This is a genomic window from Burkholderia sp. MSHR3999, from assembly GCF_000833595.1.
Lineage (GTDB): Bacteria > Pseudomonadota > Gammaproteobacteria > Burkholderiales > Burkholderiaceae > Burkholderia > Burkholderia ubonensis.
In genome coordinates this window covers 1,046,534-1,066,010 of the sequence record NZ_JRFO01000006.1, presented here as the reverse complement: position 1 = coordinate 1,066,010, position 19,477 = coordinate 1,046,534, and the positions used below count along the sequence as shown (strand labels likewise).

Annotated in this window: 13 protein-coding genes and 1 pseudogene; 5 read left to right on the top strand and 9 right to left on the bottom strand. The window is 58.6% G+C overall.

The window, feature by feature from the left end:
- Positions 1-61 precede the first annotated feature (61 nt).
- From KY49_RS22190 to KY49_RS22175, 4 genes are read right to left on the bottom strand one after another with little or no spacing between them, the layout of a single operon-like run.
- Positions 62-2,170: an AIPR family protein gene (locus tag KY49_RS22190; RefSeq protein WP_052495759.1), complete on the bottom strand. Its 2,109-nt coding sequence runs from the start codon at positions 2,168-2,170 to the stop codon at positions 62-64.
- Positions 2,167-3,138: a PD-(D/E)XK motif protein gene (locus KY49_RS34620; RefSeq protein ID WP_052495758.1), complete on the bottom strand. Its 972-nt coding sequence runs from the start codon at positions 3,136-3,138 to the stop codon at positions 2,167-2,169. The genes KY49_RS22190 and KY49_RS34620 overlap by 4 nt, the downstream gene beginning before the upstream one ends.
- On the bottom strand, positions 3,122-5,932 hold the full coding sequence (locus KY49_RS22180; RefSeq protein WP_042586631.1) for a Z1 domain-containing protein: 2,811 nt from the start codon (positions 5,930-5,932) through the stop codon (positions 3,122-3,124). Before KY49_RS22180 ends, KY49_RS34620 begins: the two co-directional genes overlap by 17 nt.
- Positions 5,929-7,374, bottom strand: a complete 1,446-nt coding sequence (locus KY49_RS22175; protein WP_042586630.1) for an ATP-binding protein — start codon at positions 7,372-7,374, stop codon at positions 5,929-5,931. Before KY49_RS22175 ends, KY49_RS22180 begins: the two co-directional genes overlap by 4 nt.
- A gap of 589 nt (positions 7,375-7,963) precedes the next feature.
- On the opposite strand from KY49_RS22175, the pseudogene KY49_RS37545 reads away from it, so the two are divergent.
- Positions 7,964-8,130 (top strand): annotated as a pseudogene (locus KY49_RS37545) (transposase domain-containing protein); the annotation flags it as partial.
- Between the two features lie 877 nt (positions 8,131-9,007).
- Here the strand turns inward: KY49_RS37545 and KY49_RS37540 are convergent.
- The 4 genes from KY49_RS37540 to dnaA form a co-directional block, all read right to left on the bottom strand.
- Positions 9,008-9,895, bottom strand: a complete 888-nt coding sequence (locus KY49_RS37540) for a DUF5677 domain-containing protein (RefSeq protein WP_156162581.1) — start codon at positions 9,893-9,895, stop codon at positions 9,008-9,010.
- A gap of 452 nt (positions 9,896-10,347) precedes the next feature.
- Complete coding sequence (gene gyrB, locus KY49_RS22170; RefSeq protein WP_042586629.1) at positions 10,348-12,822, bottom strand: DNA topoisomerase (ATP-hydrolyzing) subunit B; 2,475 nt, start codon at positions 12,820-12,822, stop codon at positions 10,348-10,350.
- Positions 12,823-13,014: 192 nt separating this feature from the next.
- The gene (dnaN, locus tag KY49_RS22165) at positions 13,015-14,121 is read right to left on the bottom strand and encodes a DNA polymerase III subunit beta (RefSeq protein WP_010097668.1); all 1,107 of its coding nucleotides are present in this window, start codon (positions 14,119-14,121) and stop codon (positions 13,015-13,017) included.
- Between the two features lie 164 nt (positions 14,122-14,285).
- Complete coding sequence (gene dnaA, locus KY49_RS22160) at positions 14,286-15,845, bottom strand: chromosomal replication initiator protein DnaA (RefSeq protein ID WP_042586628.1); 1,560 nt, start codon at positions 15,843-15,845, stop codon at positions 14,286-14,288.
- 417 nt (positions 15,846-16,262) lie between these two features.
- Here dnaA and rpmH point away from each other — a divergent pair, with 417 nt between their 5' ends.
- The 4 genes from rpmH to yidC all read left to right on the top strand — a co-directional run bounded on the left by rpmH (position 16,263) and on the right by yidC (position 18,898).
- On the top strand, positions 16,263-16,397 hold the full coding sequence (rpmH, locus tag KY49_RS22155; protein WP_004198824.1) for a 50S ribosomal protein L34: 135 nt from the start codon (positions 16,263-16,265) through the stop codon (positions 16,395-16,397).
- Between the two features lie 15 nt (positions 16,398-16,412).
- A complete protein-coding gene (gene rnpA, locus KY49_RS22150; RefSeq protein ID WP_033355859.1) occupies positions 16,413-16,874 on the top strand; it encodes a ribonuclease P protein component in 462 nt (153 codons plus the stop codon).
- Positions 16,875-16,949: 75 nt separating this feature from the next.
- Positions 16,950-17,216, top strand: a complete 267-nt coding sequence (yidD, locus tag KY49_RS22145; protein ID WP_010093045.1) for a membrane protein insertion efficiency factor YidD — start codon at positions 16,950-16,952, stop codon at positions 17,214-17,216.
- 8 nt (positions 17,217-17,224) lie between these two features.
- Positions 17,225-18,898, top strand: a complete 1,674-nt coding sequence (yidC, locus tag KY49_RS22140) for a membrane protein insertase YidC (protein WP_042586627.1) — start codon at positions 17,225-17,227, stop codon at positions 18,896-18,898.
- 116 nt (positions 18,899-19,014) lie between these two features.
- Here yidC and KY49_RS22135 read toward each other — a convergent pair whose 3' ends face one another.
- Positions 19,015-19,437 carry a transcriptional regulator gene (locus KY49_RS22135; protein WP_042586626.1) on the bottom strand — a complete coding sequence of 141 codons (423 nt, stop codon included), beginning with the start codon at positions 19,435-19,437 and terminating at the stop codon, positions 19,015-19,017.
- Positions 19,438-19,477 lie beyond the last annotated feature (40 nt).

Sequence of the window (19,477 nt, the reverse complement as noted above, 5' to 3'; positions counted from 1 at the left end):
GGCTCCCCGGGTAGGCCGGTCTGCATCAACATGAAGTCGTGTTGTGTCAGGGGACGATAGTTCATTCGTTCCTAAAGCCCTCGTCAGTACACAACTGTTTAATCTCGAGGAGCTTCCGCCAGTTCTTTTCAATATTGATTCGCGTAAAGCCATGGACTGTGCTGGCTTTGGTTAATAGCTGACGGTCAGAGAGATCGAGCAGCTGTGCGCATTTCGGCCAAGCGAGTAGCGCTTTCCAGTATCCCGTTATCGTTAAGTCGAGAACCGCTTTCTGAACGGCGATTCCGTCGTCTTGCGCACCTTGAGCTCTCGCAGTGGCTTTTTCCTGTCGGAAGTCGTCCTTGTCGATGGACCAGCTACCGATCGACTCAACGTTCCACGTAGCAGATTGCTTCATCTTTTCCCAGCAAGCTTCTTTCTTCGACCATTCGCCGACATTGGTTATGCCTGAAGGAGGGTTGAGCAGAATATCTTGAACGACGATGGCCAGTTCGCGAATACAATTTTCGACTGTCGCATCGACGCCTTGTTTCGTCCAGACGCTTCCAAGGTCGAACTCGCCCCCATTTTGTCGAAGCGAATGGAACAACAGCGACAGCGAGTATGCAACGATTTGAGGCCGGTAGTCCCCTTTGTACCAGTCTCCGCGCCCGGAGGAGACGACGAGCTCCGCCTGTTTCCAAAGGATGGCAATGGCTACCATCCGCTTGTAGTACGCATCTCCATAGCTTGGGCTAATGGAAGCCCAATGCTCGCTTTCGCTGGAGTTGGAAGTCTTACTCGAAAATTGTTCCGCGAACTTCGTGAAATTCTTCTGCGCCCCGAGACTGACCCATTGCGGCTTTTCCCCCCATGTGCTGTCGTACTTGGCCAGCTCCGTCTTGTTGATCACCTGCTCGGGCGGATACTCGAGATCGAACGCGTCCTTCTTCGCTTTCGTCAAATACAGCCGTTCATTTTGAAACTGGCCTCTCGATCGCTCATAGAACCACTTGCTTTGAATCCGAGCGCCCGCTTTCGCCGGGACCTGAAGTCTGCGGGAGATTTCCTCGATCTTCCGATGGAATGGGTGATTGGCGAAGAAGTCCGCTACTGCAACCTTGTTTTGGGTATTGGCGAACTGGGCAATCCTCGGAATCAATTCATGAGCGCCTTCGCGGTTAACCTCGGTCAGCTTCATTTGGACGGTCACGCCGCTCAGTGAAAGTTGATCCTTCTTCCTAGCACTCAATATGCTCGCCGTTGTCTGGCCGCCGTTGACGATCTGAAAGTCGACCAGATGCGTGAGGACCGGTCTGCCGTCGACCTGCTGGATCTTCACATCTGTCGCAGTCGCAGCAATTCCGTTGTTATATGCAAAGAACAGTGACGGTGAATCTTGAATGGTGCTCCGAATGCCCTTGTTCACACCACCCTTCATCCCGAGAAACGATCGGACGTTGCCTTCCAGAAGGCGACTGCCGTAGCGCTCGAACAGGTTAGCGAGCAATGTCCCATCCAGGACGCAAAGAAACGATCTCAGCTCTTCCGTGCGTGCTGCTTCAATGCAGGGAATGCCTTCTGAGCCGAAGTTCGTCAAATCGATTTCCACGGCCTCCCGTTCACGGGAAGATTCATAAATCGCCTTGAGCCGGCGCAGATCCCAGATATGCCTTTCAAGGGGAATGCCCGCGATTTCCCCGAATTTCTCGTCCTTGAATGATGTGCTAAGCGTCTGGTTGGAGAATATGTGCAGCCGAATCCGACTTATCTTGCTCTGATAATCTATGAGTTGGCAAGCCAACTCATAGGCTGAGTTGGCTTCAGCGATGCGCTTGTTCAGCTGAAGCTCGATAGCTTCGCGCACGAAATTTTCAAGCCAGCTCGTTAATCTGTTGACCTCGGCGGTCGTGAGCGTGACAGGCTCATCGTCGTCCAGCCACTTGCCCACGACCAGGCCAATGGTGCCATCGGCTTCATCGAGTTCGGTAAAGCCATGTACCTTGAGCTGTCGGGCACGGCTACCTGTTCCGAGATATTCAACAGGGACGAATTCCCCAAATACCGGATCTTCTTCCAGTCGCTCCGCGACTTCAGAAACGAAAGCGATCGTATCGACCGAATTTGTTGCCTTGGCTCGACGGACAACGATCTGTTTGAGCTCCCCGAGGAATTCTTTGAAGTCTCTCATGCTGGCGAACCGTCTTCGAAATCAGAGATTGAGCAAATGCTGATGGCATAGCTCGCGCTTGAGATCCCAGGCGGGACCATCTCGTGGGTAAGCTTCGGAAACGCATCGGCGATCCGATAACGCAGCATCGATAACGGTTCGAACAGAATCGAATCATAATGCTCGTGCTCGAAGTAACTCGCTTCGAGCAAGCGTTCCTTGAAGGTTTTCAAGGCATCCATGTTTCCTGCGATCGAGCCCTCGATTCGCGCGACCAGATTGTTCAGTCCTATGGCAGCCGGTTCGGACGAGGCTGCTTGCCGAAGAGTAACAACGATCAGATGCATTGGCAGTCGGCAATCCAGCTGTTCGAGCGACGAGATTGATACACTTTCCGAGCCGGGTCCGATCGCCTTGACTTCGAGTGCACAGTCCGAAAACACGAAGTCCTGGTCGGTCGCCAGCGGTCCTGTCCAACCGGTGATCGTTTCGTTCACGTCCCTTATTCCGCTGTGGACCAGTGTCTCGAGCACGAGCAGTTCCGCAATCAAGCCCTTGATCTCGTGCGGCCGAAGAAACCCGTCTCCACCATCCTGAAACAGCTTCTTCCACAGGTTGAGACGCAATTTGAAGAGCGAGACCAGTGAGTTCTCGTCGGGAACACTCTCGGCTGCGTCCAGAAGGTCCTGACACAATCTACCGAATACCGCTTCCAGCCCCCTCTTGCGGAGCCGCAACACCATGAGCCAGGAACCGTCCAGACGCTGCTGTCGGAAATAGTCGAGCGACGTCGAATCAGTTGCGATGCCGGGCGGCGTCGCGTGAATCCCGATTGCGAGCAAGACGAACGCCGACTCATCGACGCCAGCATAGATGTCAAAACGTGATTCCGGATGAATGCGCGTGAGGCGGAATCCGTTTGGCTCGATGGGCTTGCGACTGACTTCGACGATCGCGGTTCGCCACAGATCTTCAATCGTCGCCATCATCGTCTCCGTCCTCGGCGTCGATCAGTCCCATATTGCGCAAGGCTACCTTGTTCAATCGATAGGGAACACGCGAAGCCTTGTCACGGTCTTCATACTTTGGGAACGAAAGGCCGACAGCCACGAGCAGCCTCGGCTTGATGTCGCTGCTCTTCATGATGCGGTCTTTCTTCGCCGCGCGGCTCTTCTTTGCATCGGCAGCTCTGCCCGGTTCGACGGCTTCGTCAGATTCATGGCCTTGCGCAGCATTGGAGGCTCCGCTCGGCTCCTCAGGATCGCTCGGCTTGATGATGTGTATGGTCAATAGCGGCCGATCCCGGTATCTCCGGTACACGAAACCTGGTACGGTTTTGCCCTTCTCCGAATCACGCTTGCGCTCTTCCGCCCATTCTTGCTTCGCGGCTTCAATCTCCGGCGGCCTAAGTCCAACCATCTCATCGGTGATGTCGCCTACGCGCTGCTTGTTCAGCTTTAGATAATCTGAGCCGGCAGGAACCTTTTCAAACTGCCGCTTGCGTGACCGAACGCATGTGCGGTTGCCATCGGAGTCCAGCACAGAGAACTCCGGTATCTCTTCACCCGAGCCTTGTGACAGGCAGACGTCCCACTTCTTCAGTGCGGCGATCTGATTGTTTCGGATAAACGAGATAATCGGTCGGTCGCGCCCTGTAATATCGGTCGTGAACGGCATGTTCATAAGCGATATGTCGAGGCCATTGAGAAAGTTTGCTACTTCCGCAGCCGTTTTCCCTTTCCAGATGTACCTGCTACCGATCTGCTTGGCGTGACCGAGATCGCCTACGAACTCGATTGCGTGCTTCAAGTTCTTCTGGTTGACTTGCTCGTCCCTTGGAAGAAACGCCGTCTCCGCGCCGGCTGTACTGTACGAAACGTCGACTTCGACATTCTTCGTATTTCGCATCTTGTTCAGCGCTGTCACGATGAGCGAATCGGGATGTGACCGTACTCGCATACCGAAGTCAATCGGCTTGTATCGATTGGCGTGCATACGTCGGATGTCCAGCTTTAGTTCGGAAATGACGTCGGCAACGTGGCTAAACCAGTCCTGCACATTCGGGTCCATCCAGACTCTGCAGAGATCGTCATAGCCCGGCCGGTATCCGAACCATCGACCCATTTGAAGAAGCGTGTCGTAGGCTTTCGAATTGCGGTAGAAATAACTGACGCACAATCCCTCCAGCGTCAGACCGCGAGACAGGGTAAGGCCACCGATCGCGATGACGCGTCGGCCCTTTTCCGCATTTTTGTACGCGCCGAAGTTCAGGCGATCACTGGCTTCGCTCTTCTGATTTACGGTGAGAACCTTAACCGATGCTACTGAGTCGTAAAGCGACTTCCTGATTTCATCCCATGAGTAGTCGCAATCGATGTAATGCGCTTCCCAGGTTTCGTGCAACTGCATCAGGCGTGCGTGTTTGTGCCACGCCGTATCTGATGCCAGATATTGCTTGATTTCTTCGGTGAGTACATAAATGTAGTCCTTGACAAGAATCGAGATCTGATCCTGAACGTCCGTGAACCGCGTCACGTTGATCAGCATCGATCGATGCCTGAGTGGTTCGCCTCGCAGGTCGCGAATCGCACAGGAGATGAGAAATGTTTGCAGTGCCCGTTCGAGGCTCGGCGGCAATGCCGGTACCTGCCACTCCTTCTTGTGTGCGTACGGGAAGGTAGCGTCGGCATCCAGAATGTCCTTCGTCTGATACTGGTGATTACCCGAGTCAGAGAAGATGCTGCCCGCGCCGATATAGTTGCTCGGAGTGTTCAGGGAATAGACGAAATCTGACGGGAAGAGATCGCCGCCATCCGGATTGATGAATACGTTGGCGAACGGCGTGGCCGTGTACGCCACATATGTGGACTTGGTAAAGCGCTTGAGGACTTCTCGTATGAGCTTGTTGATAGTGGTGGGGTCCTCATCTTTCTTCGAGTTCACGGACGCGTTATCTGCTTCGTCGTCGATCAAGAGTAGGGGCAGATTAAGTGGTCCGCGGCCCTTTATCTGAGAATCGAGAAATCCAATCAGGTTTTCGAGCGGCGACTTGTTCTTCTTCATGACAAGCAAAACCGGCGCGTTGATGTTCTCGAGCGGGATACCCCGCATGAATTTTTCGTTTGCAGTCAGGAAGTCGGAATCGACTGAAGTGAGGACATTAGGAAAGACGGTCCGAAATCGTCCAGAACCGATTGCCTTCTTTTCGCGCTCGTCTGAGAGAATTTTTCGGCTGTCGCGGCCAACGAACCCGGAGTCCATGCGTTCCTGAGATTGGGAACGAAGGTCCTCGATCATCCCGGTAAGAAGCACGATAAACTTGTAGCCAACGTCGGCGGCCTTGTTGATCAGGCCGCAGTAGCTCGCGGTCTTGCCGGACTGGACGTCACCCATCACGAGACCTTTCGTGCGCCACGCAGATGAGGCGTTTGCGTTACCGCAAGCGTCAAGAATATTGTCGGTGTCCTCGTCGAGAACCCGAATGACATTCTGGCTGAAACCGGTCGACTTCAGCTCATTCACGTAAGCATTCCAGTAGGTCCACTGGATGGACGACTTGGCGTCCTCGAGCCACGGTTCTTGCTTTTCATCGACTATCCCTTGGCCCGTCACCATGCTGACGCCGATCGTCGCTTCCAGTTGCTTGCGGATCTTGTCCAGGACCTCTGCTTCGATGTCGGGAATGATTTTTGGGAGCATGCTTATCACGTCATTAAGCAGCGCATCGGTGAGTTCCCTCTTGCCAATGATGCCTACTGCAATTAAGTACGGATCGCTGTTCATTTCTCGAGCTCCTCTCGAAGTTTTTCGTGGTGTTGCGGGTGACGGACGATCGGATCAATCGTCAAAATCTGCTCGACATCCAGTCCGGTGATTTCGAGCAGACTGGTCGCGTGGTCAATCAACGTCGCAATCAGCTGTGCACTGTCGCTTTTGTGATGATCGGCACACATGTCCGCATAAATTGCTTCCATTGGCAACGCGTCGCCGAAAAGGCTGAGCAAGGCGAACAAAGACTTCTGGTCGTCCATATCGAGCTTCGACGAAAGTGCCTCTATGGCCGGATGGTCTACATTGACTTCGTAGCGGAAAGCGCCGTGGTACGGTTCAACCCGCGTCCAGAGCGGGACGAGGTCCTTTGTGTTGCGTTTACGACCGGGATAGGTCAGTGTTCTCTTGCTCGTGTTCGCAAAATGAGGAATGAGCTCCCGGAGGCGCGTTCTGATGATGTCAGGCGGGTAAGCGACCGATTTCTTGATATCAAGCGCCCATAGATCATCGAAGGAATTGGGGATATCGACCTGCACGCGGGTCAGCTTGAAGAACTCGTCCTTGGGGACAAGCTTAAACCAGGTTCCCCAGATCACGAGCCGCCGATTGCGGTAGATATAAAACCCCTGGGTGCCGCGAAGACCTTCGTTGCCACCGGACAAATCGATCTCGTCTGCCGTCAGATTTCTGACTGGCGGAAGAATGTAGGGCGTGACGTGAACGTCTCCCCGTTCATGCCTGATTATCTGTCCCTCGAGAGGCTGACGGAACATGTTGCTCTTGAGGAACGGGTCGCGAGGCGGCAGACGCAAGCCATTCACCGAAATCCGGATGAGATTGAATCCGGTTTCCTTTTGAGTGAAGCGGTGAAAGACCAGAGCCAGGTGTTCACGCAATAACGACAGCTTGATCGTCATTTCCTGTTGCGGATCGAGCGCACCGGCAGCTAACTTGTCCAGCGACTGCCAGATGACCAGCGTTCCCGAATCCAGTTCCATCAGAGAGCGAAACATTGGCAGGTTCTTAAGTTCAGCGTCTTCTGGAACGACCACGAGCCATTTGCCGTAATGCTGAACAATGTCCAAGTCCCAGCGTCGGGCGCTTACGGTTTCGTGCACCTTGCTGATGACGGTGAGGCTTCGGCATTGCGAGAGAGAAGCTGTTTTAAGCCCTAGGCCGAATCTGCCCAAATCGCTCGGATCTCGTTCATCCGTCGGATTCCGGCTGCCATGACGCATAGCATTGGTTAGCTCGTCTGGCAGCATTCCCACGCCGTCGTCCAGAATGGCGACGAATGGATTGTCGGAAGCATCGTATTCGATATCGATCCGTTTTGCGCCCGCAGAAATACTGTTGTCTACCAAGTCAGCAATTGCGGCATCAACGGAGTAGCCCACAGCCCGCATCGATTCCATCAAAGAGACGGGGTCCGGCACTACTTCTAACGTATTCATCAGCCTTTGATTCCTTTTAAAACTTCTTCGACACATTCCTTGTGTGAATGTGCCTGGGTGCCCGGTCTCTCTCTCTTTGCGCACGTTACGCGTCGCGCGGAAGTTAGTGTAGCTTAGTGCGGTTGCCGTCAATCATTCGAACGTTAGCAAAATCCGGTAAATGGCAGGCGACGACGACAGGTTGGCGCGCTTGGAGCCCCGAAATTGGCCGCACGTCGATGTGGCGAAGTCGCCAAAATTCTCAAACGGATGAGCGTGCACAGCGGCACGGGCAACCGTCCGTAAGATTGTAGAACGAGGGATGGATCTGCGACGGCTGACGCGGCCTTTCAATAGGATCCAGCAGGTGTGCCGTAAGCGGCCGGGGCAACCCGACTTGAGCTGCGGTAAAGCTTTTGAGAGTATCGTGTCTACCTAACGAATAAGCGGATACGCGAACAATATCGAATCGGGATCGCTCCCGGAGCGTCATCGTCGGCAACGCTACAACAAAAGAGTTCAAGGGCAGGTGATCGCGGCTGCTAGGGAATCGGCGTATCGGTTGCGGCGATCGCGCTGGAACACGGGCTCAACGCGAATTTGCTGCGCCGCTGGATCGCTGCGTGCGGGTCAGTGCGGCCACCATCATCATGAGCTTGATCCGCTTCAATCCACTTGCCTATCTGAAGGACGTCCTGACCACGCTTGCCGACCCACAAGGCCAGCGCCATCGGCGCGCGACGGCTGCATCGCTGGCAGCCTTTCTCGACCGCCGCCTTAAGTGTCGCTCGTCAAGACGAGTTGGCTAGCCGCTTACTGCTGTCCCCAAAGTACGCGCTGACCGTGGTGTAGCGATACGGCCGTAGAAGGAGCTAGACACTGACCGAGCACATCTACGGAAACGACTACTTCGCGACGAATGCTGCCGAACTTATCATTCCGCCTGTTATTGCGCCCACTGCCTGTCCGGTCAACTGCGCGTAATGTACGGATTGAGGCGTAGGGTGATACGAGTCTATGATCCGGGGGAGATCGGAAAATTCTAATGCTAATGTGGCGGTCGCCCAGTCTACTAGAGGCTTAGGCACCATCGAGGGATAGGTGGCTGCTTCCATCAGAACGTTCCGTGAAATCGTCTGCAGTTGATCAAACGCGGATCTTGACTTGATAAGTTCTGAACGAGTCACGTCAGAAACTAGAGTTTGCCAGTCTGGAATAGCGCCGGCGGCGCTGATTGACAGCGCTCTTGAGGTCTCGTAATCCAGATAATTTTTCGTCGTAAGTGAATGCGTCAGTAGCCATGTAAAATCATCTAATATCTGAACGCGATAGCCGGATAAGCTTGTGAGAACTGTGAGTCGAAGTTGCGCAGTGCGCAAAGCGTTAGCCTGCTGCCGCGCGTAGTGCTGGTTAAGTAGAGCGGCCGCCACGACCATGCAAGATGCAAATGCTGAGATTCTGATGGCCCTAAGAACACGTGGATTGTGACCGTCCTTGATTCGATCTTTGTGCAAACTAGCAAAGCACGCGAAGATAGCCGATATTGAGGATATTATTAATAGTGCGGTTGGCAATTTGACCTCATATGGTTGAAATTTGGTAAAGGTTGAGCTGACTGTAGGTCATATCGCTGTGAGAAACTCGATAGACAAACTCACTCGGTTTTACATCCCGGGTAAATTGGCGAAGATCCGTATTCGATTTCCATCCAACGCTCATGGGCCGTATTCATGCTGGCTCTGAATTCCTCGATTTTTACGGCGACTTCGTTTAATGGTGTTTTATCGCAGCCGGCGAAACGATAGGCTGCTCTTAGCCGAAGCTCGAAGCAGGTGAAGCAATCTGAGATAAGACGCACGAGATGCGCCATGTGTGCCGAGTCACGCCGTTCGGGCGAACGCGTCTCACGATCCATTGCGATAGAAACGCCGGAATAGTCCGCATGTTGTATGTGGCTGGCCACTGAGTAGGAATAGGACAATCCAGAGAATCCCTTGTAGAAGGGGTCTCCGCTCCTACTTAAGGACTCCAAGATCCCAACGTAGCCCCAACGAGTCTCCATGGCGCGACGAGTGGGTTTGTCGTAACGTGCTCGCAGTTCGTCTCGTTTAGCGTCTGGAAGGACCAAATCGCGTATGGGTCTCCATTGATCCGCCTCTGGGTCACGAAGGTTGGCCAACAAGTCTCGTGCCTTCTGATCGTCCTTCATGAGTGCAAGTTCAAACTGGTCCTTCGTATATTCTTTGAATCTTTGACTAAAGTCCTCGCGGTTTTGAACGATAAATGCGAATTTAAGTGACGCCTCGAATACAGATCGTACAACGACCTCTGCATCCCAGAGTTGACCATAGATCATTAAGAGGAAGGCACTCTCACTGGAGCGAGCCGAAGCTGTAAGCAGCATGCCAAGATTGGCGCGCTCATGTTCCTTCAGTTCGGGGGCACGTGCGAATGCCCCCATAAATGAAAGCAACTCTCGCATAAGGAATAAACCCTGCTTGCCCCAAGCCTCCTGTACGGCAATCATCTCATCGGTGTACATTCTTCCTCCTTCCGTGTTCCAATTTTTCTTGTCTACTGCAAACGGTACACCACTTATTTGGGTTGAGCATCGGAATCTAATGCGAATGCATGTCACGGACGGCCCGCTCGGCCCCTATGTTTGGCTGATCGACTGTGCAGCGGCGGATGGCTCTTTAGTTGCATTGCCTGCGACGCTGGTCGCGCTTCTGCAGGACACAAATAACAAGCGTTGCAGCTGTGAGTTAGCGGAAGAAGCGATAAAAAGCTGTCCTGCCTGTGGGGGAGAAAAGGTACATCGGACGAGTATTTTTTCGGTCGCGGGGGCAAACTATTGCGGTATGTATCGACAATACATACCTTGCGATCCATTGCGTGAGCGAGAATTGTGATCGTGGACAGAAACAAAAAAACCCCGCGGGGCCTTCTGGCTCGCGGGGTTTCAGAAATTCAAAGGCACCGTTGGTTTCGGTGTTAGACGTCAATATTCCCCGCCCTCAACGCATTCGACTCAATAAACGCTCTCCGCGGCTCGACCTCATCCCCCATGAGGGTAGTAAAGATCCCATCCGCCGCGATCGCGTCTTCGATCTGCACACGCAGCAACCGCCGCACAGCCGGATCCATCGTCGTTTCCCAAAGCTGTTCGGGATTCATCTCCCCCAGCCCCTTATACCGCTGCTTCGAAACGTTCCGCTCGGCATCCGCCAGCAACCACTTCATCGCGCTCTTGAAGTCGCTGACAGCCATACTGCGTTCCCCCCGCTTGATGACCGCCCCTTCCCCAATCAGCCCCTTGAACGTATTCGCGGTGGTCACGAGCTGCTGATAATCCGCCGTATGCTGGAATTCCTCGTCGATGACTGAGACCCGCACATTCCCGTGATGCGCGCGCTCGACGCGCAGCGACCGCAACTCACGCACGGCGTCATACGAAGGCACGACCCGCACTTCATTCTTGAGCGCTTCATCATGCAGCGCGGCGTGAAGCGCCTTGGCCGAAGCCTCGGTCGATTCTTCGCTGGAGAGATCGATCACAACCCCATCCATGACGGCTTCAAGCGCGGCCGGGTCATACAGGCGGCTGAGTCGCTCGATCACGCTCTGCGACATCAGATACGACCGCGCAAGCTCCCCAAGCGCATCCCCCGAAATCGCCGTAGCATTCTCGCCCGGCACCAGCTCCGACCCTTGCAGCGCGAGCCGCAGCATATGCGCGTTGAGCTCCGAGTCGTCCTTCAGATACCGCTCGTCCTTGCCCGCCTTGATCTTGTAAAGCGGCGGCTGCGCGATATACACATATCCGCGCTCGATCATGTCCGGCATTTGCCGATAGAGGAACGTGAGCAGCAGCGTCCGGATGTGCGCACCGTCGACGTCCGCGTCGGTCATGATGATGATGCGGTGATAGCGGAGCTTGTCGAGGTTGTAATCGTCCTTGCCGATCCCGCACCCGAGCGCGGTCACGAGCGTCACGATCTGCTCGGACGACAGCAGCTTGTCGTAGCGCGCCTTCTCGACGTTCAGCACCTTGCCGCGCAGCGGCAGGATCGCCTGGAACTTCCGATCGCGGCCTTGCTTTGCCGAGCCGCCTGCCGAGTCGCCCTCGACGATGTAGATTTCGCACTTCGCCGGGTCTTTCTCCTGGCAGTCCGCGAGCTTGCCGGGCAGGCCGACGCCGTCGAGCACGCCCTTGCGTCGCGTCATCTCCCGCGCCTTGCGCGCAGCATCGCGCGCACGCGCGGCTTCGACGATCTTCCCGCAGATGATCTTCGCGTCGTTCGGCGTTTCGAGCAGGAACTCTTCCAGCGCCTTCGCGACGACTTCCTCAACCGGCGCCCGCACTTCGGAGGAAACCAGCTTGTCCTTGGTCTGCGAGCTGAACTTCGGCTCCGGCACCTTCACGGACAGCACGCACGACAACCCTTCGCGCATGTCATCGCCGGACGTCTCGACCTTCGCCTTCTTCGCGATTTCGTTGTCGGCGATGTACTTGTTGATGACGCGCGTCATCGCGGCCCGCAGGCCGGTCAGGTGCGTGCCGCCATCCCGTTGCGGAATGTTGTTCGTGAAGCACAGCACGTTTTCGTTGTAGCTGTCGTTCCACTGCATCGCGACTTCGACGCCCACGCCATCCTTCTCGCCGTTCACGTGGAAGATGGTCGGGTGCAGGTTGCTCTTCGTCTTGTTGATGAACTCGACGAAGCCCTTCACACCGCCGGCGAACGCGAAATCGTCTTCCTTGCCCGAACGCAGGTCGGTCAAGCGAATCCGCACGCCGTTGTTCAGGAACGAAAGCTCGCGCATCCGCTTGGCGAGGATGTCGTAGTGATACTCGACGGTCCCGAAGATCGTCGGATCGGCCATGAAGTGCACTTCGGTGCCGCGGTTCTCGGTATCGCCGATCAGTTGCATCGGCGACACTTCCACGCCGTCCACCGTCTCGATCACGCGGTCCTGCGCAATGCCGCGATGGAACTCCATGAAACGCTTCTTGCCGTCGCGCCGCACGGTGAGGCGCAGCCAGCTCGACAGCGCGTTCACGCACGACACGCCCACGCCGTGCAGGCCGCCGGACACCTTGTAGCTGTTCTGGTCGAACTTGCCGCCGGCATGCAGCTCGGTCATCACGATCTCGGCGGCGCTGCGCTTCGGCTCGTGCTTGTCGTTCATCTTCACGTCGGTCGGAATCCCGCGGCCGTTGTCGGTCACGGAAATCGAGTTGTCCGCATGAATCGTCACGTGGATGTCGTTGCAGTACCCGGCGAGCGCTTCGTCGATCGAGTTGTCGAGCACCTCGAACACGAGGTGATGCAGACCGGTGCCGTCCGACGTGTCGCCGATGTACATCCCGGGGCGCTTGCGCACCGCCTCCAGACCCTCGAGGATCTGGATCGACGAGGCGCCGTAGCTGCTGTTATCGGGCTGCGTATTGTGCTGTTCACTCATGGATATCTTCCGGTTCTGCGAGGCCACTCAAGCGGCGGCGCGGTGCGTTTCCGCGAGAAAACGCCGGGCCGCTCCAGTTTTCCTGACCCGTCCAGGGCGCCGGCCCGGCGCCAAAAGGAGGGGTTTTAGATTCGCCATAAAAACGCCAAAGGGGCTTGCCGCCCCCTGGTGTGTGTCGTGATGTCGCGCGCGTCAGATGCGCATCGGCATCACGACATACTTGAACTCGTCGTTCTCGGGCACAGTGATCAGGGCGCTCGAGCTGGCGTCGCCGAGGCTCACCTGCACGGTGTCGACCTTCAGGTTCGCGAGCACGTCGAGGAGATAGGTGACGTTGAAGCCGATGTCGACGGTGTCGCCCTGGTAGGCGATTTCCAGCTCTTCCTGCGCCTCTTCCTGGTCGGCGTTGGTCGACATGATCTTCAGTTGGCCCGGCGCGATGATGCAGCGCACGCCCTTGAACTTGTCCGAGGTCAGGATCGCCGCGCGCTGCAGCGAACGCTGCAGTTCCTCGCGGCCGATCTCGAACGTGTTCTTGTGCGCCTTCGGGATCACGCGCTGGAAGTCGGGGAACTTGCCCTCGACCAGCTTCGACACGAGCTCGACCTGGCCGAACGTGAACTTCGCCTGGGTCTGCGCGATGTCGATGGTGACGGTGTCGTCGATGTCCTCGAGCAGGCGCTGCAGCTCGAGGATGGTCTTGCGGGGCACGATCACTTCCTGGCGGCCGAATGCGCCGCCCTCGATCTTCATCGACGAGAACGCGAGGCGGTGGCCGTCGGTCGCAACGGCCATCAACTGGTCGCCGTCGACGACGAGCAGCATGCCGTTCAGGTAGTAGCGGATGTCCTGCTGCGCCATCGCGAAGTGCACCATGCCGAGCAACTGGCGGAACGACTTCTGCGGGACGGAGAGGCTCGCGCCGAAATCCTTCGCCTGCGCGACGGTCGGGAACTCGTCGGCCGCGAGCGTCTGCAGTGCGAAGCGGCTCTTGCCCGATTGAACCGTCAGGCGCTTGTCGGCGAGCGACAGCGTGACCTGGCCGTCAGGCATCGCGCGCAGGATGTCGAGCAGCTTGCGGGCGGCAACGGTGGTCGCGACCTGGTCGTTGCCGACGCCGAAATCGGCGCGCGTGGTGATTTGCAGCTCCAGGTCGGTCGACAGGAACGAAACGTCCGCGCCGTTCTTGGTGATCAGCAGATTGGCGAGGATCGGCAACGTATGGCGGCGTTCGACGATGCCGCTGACCGTTTGCAGCGGCCTGAGGAGGGTGTCTCGTTCGGTCTTGACCAGTTGCATAGAGTTCCTTCGTTGAGATAACGGCCTGCAGCAGCCTCGCAACGCCCCGCCGGCCGGGCTCTTGGCCCTTCGCCGCCGGAGCGGTCAAACCTATATTGTGCCTCAAAACCGAACCGCCCCCCTTAAATTGGGGCGGACGCCGAATTCTCAACCCGGCGCGCCGGTCAGCCCTTCAGCGTCTGTTCGAGCACGTGCAGCTCGTGGTTGAGCTGCGCATCCTTGCTGCGCTCGTCGGCGATCTTGCGCACCGCGTGCAGCACGGTGGTGTGATCGCGCCCGCCGAACAGCTCGCCGATTTCCGGCAGGCTCTTCTGCGTCAGCTCCTTCGCGAGGTACATCGCGATCTGCCGCGGCCGCGCGATGTTCGCCGGACGCTTCTTCGAATACATGTCGGCGACCTTGATGTTGTAGAAGTCGGCAACGGTCTTCTGGATGTTCTCGACCGAGATCTGCCGGTTCTGCACGGTCAGCAGGTCCTTCAGCGCTTCCTTGGTCAGCTCGATCGAGATCTCGCGGCCGTGGAACTTCGAATACGCGAGGATCTTGCGCAGCGCGCCTTCGAGCTCGCGCACGTTCGAGCGCAGGTGCTTCGCGACGAAGAACGCGACGTCCTCCGACAGGTTCACGCCTTCCGACTGGGCCTTGCGCATCAGGATCGCGACGCGCATCTCCAGCTCGGGCGGCTCGATCGCGACGGTGAGGCCCGAATCGAAGCGCGAGATCAGGCGATCGTCGATCCCCGAAATCTCCTTCGGGTACGTATCGCTGGTGATGATCACCTGCGCCTTGTTCGCGACCAGCGCCTCGAACGCGTAGAAGAATTCTTCCTGCGTGCGCGACTTGCCGGAGAAGAACTGGATGTCGTCGATCAGCAGCAGGTCGAGCGAATGATAGTAGCGCTTGAAATCGTCGAACGCCTTGCGCTGGTACGCCTTCACGACGTCGGACACGTACTGTTCGGCGTGGATGTAGCGGATCCGCGCGCCCGGCTTGTCGAGCAGGAGCTGGTTGCCGATCGCGTGGATCAGGTGGGTCTTGCCGAGGCCGACGCCGCCGTACAGGAACAGCGGGTTGTACGAGATGCCGGGGTTGTCCGCGACCTGGATCGCGGCGGCGCGCGCGAGCTGGTTCGCCTTGCCCGTCACGAAGTTGTCGAACGTGAGCACCGGGTTCAGCTTCGAGCGCTCGTACATCGAATCGGCCTCGCCGGCGGCGGCCGGCGCGGCGCCGTTGCCGGGGCGCCAGGTGCGGCGGCCGGCGGCCGCTTCATGCGCGGGCAGGCTCGGCAAGTCGATGTCGGCGTCGTCGGCGCTCAGGTGCGTGGCAGCTTGCGCGCCGATCGGCGCGTCGACCACGGCGGGTGCGGCTGCGGCGACGTTCGCGGCAATCGCGGCCACGGCGGCAGCCGGGCCGCCGGCCGGCGCCAGCGGCGCGCGCGGGGCCGCCGGCGCGGCGCCGGCCGCGCTGCGCATGCCGGCCTTCGGATCGAGGACGAACAGGACTTCGATCGGCGCATTCCAGAAATCGCGGGCCAGATCGGAGATCCGCCCCGAAAACTGGCTCTTGACCCAGTCCAGCTTGAAGCGGTTCGGCGCGGCGATGGACAGCGTGTTCGCCGCCGCATCGAAGGCCACCGGGGCCAAGGGTTTGATCCACGTCACGTACTGCTGGGGCGTCAGCTCGCGCTCCAGCAGTGCGGAACAGTGTTGCCAGAAATCGTTCATCAAGTAACTGTCGTTTTTGCGTGCACTGCGGCTCGCCGGCGCCCTTGTCGCGAATGCGCAACAAGGCCCGAAGCGGTCGTGCGAGCATGCGTCGGACACCTGCGTCACAGCGGTGGAGGGGCAGGCTTGGGCCGACGCGGCGTGCGGGATTCTTGGAGATAAGGCGAGATTCTACCCGCAAACGCGGCCACAGAGCGAGTTATCCACAGGGGTGCGCTGTGGGTCGCGGGGCCGGATCACGGGGCCCCGGCGCGCCTGGATAGCTTCTAAAGTATTGACCGTCAAGAGAAAAACGGTTTAAATAGCGGGTTCCGCGAAAACCAATCCTGTATTTCCGGCGATTGCGTTCGCCCGAAGGCCTGTTGGTAAGGGTGCGCGGTCCCTGAATTCCGACATTCTCAACCAAGAGAGAGCATCATGAAACGTACTTACCAACCGTCCGTGACGCGCCGCAAGCGCACCCATGGTTTCCGTGTCCGCATGAAGACGGCAGGTGGCCGCAAGGTCATCAACGCTCGCCGCGCGAAGGGCCGCAAGCGCCTCGCGATCTAACGCGGGTTGCGCGCTGTGACCGCCGTCCGCAGTGATGCGGAAGGGGCCGTCGAGCCGGGTGCGAATCCGTTGCAGACGAAAGCTGCCTTCCCCAAAGCTGCGCGACTTCTGAAAACGGATGAATTTTCATCCGTTTTTCGTTTGCGCCCGTGGCGGCGCTCCGCGCACTTCGTGATTTACGGCAAGCCGACCGGCCAGCCTGCGCGTCTGGGGCTCGTGGTCGGCAAGAAGTATGCGCCGCGCGCGGTGACGCGCAACCTCGTGAAGCGGCTCGCACGCGACGCGTTTCGCCTGCGCCGGGCCGAGTTCGCCGGTTACGACCTGCTGCTGCGGCAGCACACGCGCTTCGACAAGAAGGCGCTGCCGAGCGCGGCTTCCGCCCCGCTCGCGGCGATGTGCGCGGCCGAGATCCGCGAGCTGCTCGACAGGGCGGCCCGGGAGATCGCCCGCCGCGCGTCGAAGCCCGCGTCCGAGTGACGCACCCGTTAGCCGTGCGGCGTTCGCGCCTGCGCGGCCGGCTTTGAAGCGGCGCTGAACGGCGCCGCGTTGGGTATGCAAACGGTATTGATCGCGTTGCTGCGCTTCTACAAGGTTGCCGTGAGTCCGCTGCTCGGCAACCGTTGCCGTTTTTATCCTTCCTGTTCGGATTACGCGCGCGAGGCAATCCAGTATCATGGCGCCGCGCGCGGCACGTATCTCGCCGCCAGGCGACTGTGCCGATGCCACCCGTTTTCCGCGGGCGGCATCGACCTCGTTCCGCCGCCCAACTCCGAAACACGCGCCCGCGGCGACGCCGAAGCGCAGTCCCATCGACTCTGAGACAACGCATGGATATCAAACGCACCGTCCTATGGGTGATCTTCTTCATGTCAGCTGTCATGCTCTATGACAACTGGCAGCGCTCCCATGGACGCCCGTCGATGTTCTTCCCGGGCGCCACGCAGACGGCTCCCGCAGCCGCAGGCGGCGCTTCCGGCACCGGCGCGACCGGCGCCAGCACGACGACGGCCGGCGACGTGCCGGCCGCGGCAGCCGGCGCCGCACCCGCGACGACGGCGCCCGCCGCGCAGGCGCAGCTCGTGAAGTTCTCGACCGACGTGTACGACGGCGAAATCGACACGCGCGGCGGCACGCTCGCGAAGCTGACGCTGAAGAAGCAGGGCGACGGCAAGCAGCCGGACCTCTACATCACGCTGTTCGACCACACGGCCGGCCACACGTACCTCGCGCGCACGGGCCTGCTCGGCGGCGACTTCCCGAACCACAACGACGTCTACTCGCAGGTCAACGCGGGCCCGACGACGCTGTCGGGCGACCAGAACGCGCTGAAGCTGTCGTTCGAATCGCCGGTGAAGGGCGGCGTGAAGGTCGTGAAGACCTACACGTTCACGCGCGGCAGCTACGTGATCGACGTCGATACGAAGATCGACAACGTCGGCACCGCGCCGGTGTCGCCGACGGTCTACATGGAGCTCGTGCGCGACAACACGGCGGTCGAGACGCCGATGTTCTCGCACACGTTCCTTGGCCCGGCGGTCTACACGGACAGCAAGCACTTCCAGAAGATCGACTTCAGCGATCTCGACAAGAACAAGGCGAACTTCGAGAAGTCCGCGGACAACGGCTGGGTCGCGATGGTCCAGCACTACTTCGCGTCGGCGTGGATTCCGAAGCAGGGCGTGAAGCGCGACATCTACGCGGAGAAGTTCGATCCGTCGCTGTACCGCGTCGGCGTGAAGCAGCCGGTCGGCGCGATCGCGCCGGGCCAGTCGGCCGACGTGTCGGCGCGCCTGTTCGCGGGTCCGGAAGAAGAGCGCATGCTGGAAGGCATCGCGCCGGGCCTCGAGCTCGTGAAGGACTACGGCTGGGTGACGATCATCGCGAAGCCGCTGTTCTGGCTGCTCGAGAAGATCCACGGCTTCGTCGGCAACTGGGGCTGGGCGATCGTGCTGCTGACGCTGTTGATCAAGGCGGTGTTCTTCCCGCTGTCGGCCGCGAGCTACAAGTCGATGGCGCGCATGAAGGAAATCACGCCGCGCATGCAGGCGCTGCGCGAGCGCTTCAAGAGCGACCCGCAGAAGATGAACGCGGCGCTGATGGAGCTGTACAAGACCGAGAAGGTCAATCCGTTCGGCGGCTGCCTGCCGGTCGTGATCCAGATCCCGGTGTTCATCTCGCTGTACTGGGTGCTGCTCGCGTCGGTCGAAATGCGCGGCGCGCCGTGGATTCTGTGGATTCACGACCTGTCGCAGCGCGATCCGTTCTTCATCCTGCCGGTGCTGATGGCCGTGTCGATGTTCGTGCAGACCAAGCTGAACCCGACGCCGCCGGACCCGGTGCAGGCGAAGATGATGATGTTCATGCCGATCGCGTTCTCGGTGATGTTCTTCTTCTTCCCGGCGGGCCTCGTGCTGTACTACGTCGTGAACAACGTGCTGTCGATCGCGCAGCAGTACTACATCACGCGCAAGCTGGGCGGGCTCAAGAAGAAACCCGCCTGACGATCGGCCAGCGCCGCGGGTGGAAACTGTCCGCCCCGCGGCCCCGGCCGTCGCGACGATGCAAAAAAAGCCGCATGGCCTTCGGGCCCTGCGGCTTTTTTTTACGGGTGCGGCGCTCAGCGTTTCGTCGCGTCGCCGTAGAACTGCTCGATCAGTTCCTGAACCAGGTAGCGATGGTGGGGCGACAGCGCCTCGATCTTAGACGCGAGCTCGATCGTCTCGGGCGTCGGCGGGTAGCGCTCGTCGCGCGGCAGCGGTTGCGGCGTCGAATGCGCCGCACCGTTCGGCGGCGGGCCGTAATGCAGCCAGTGGAGATCGACGCGCAGCCACTCCGCGAGCGTGCGCAGCTTGTCCTGCGTCGGGATCGTGCGCCCCGTCAGCCATTTGTGCGCCGTCTGCGGCGACACCGGATGCTCGCCGTGGTGTCGAAGATTGAACTGGTTGGCAAGCTCCGTCGCGCCCACGATCTTGTGCGGGTTGCGCTGCAAGGCGAATTTCAGGCGTACGGAGAACGCCTTTTTCTCTTCGGATGTCGGCATGGAAGAGATTGTGCATTTCGACTAACGGCTTTCAGACAAC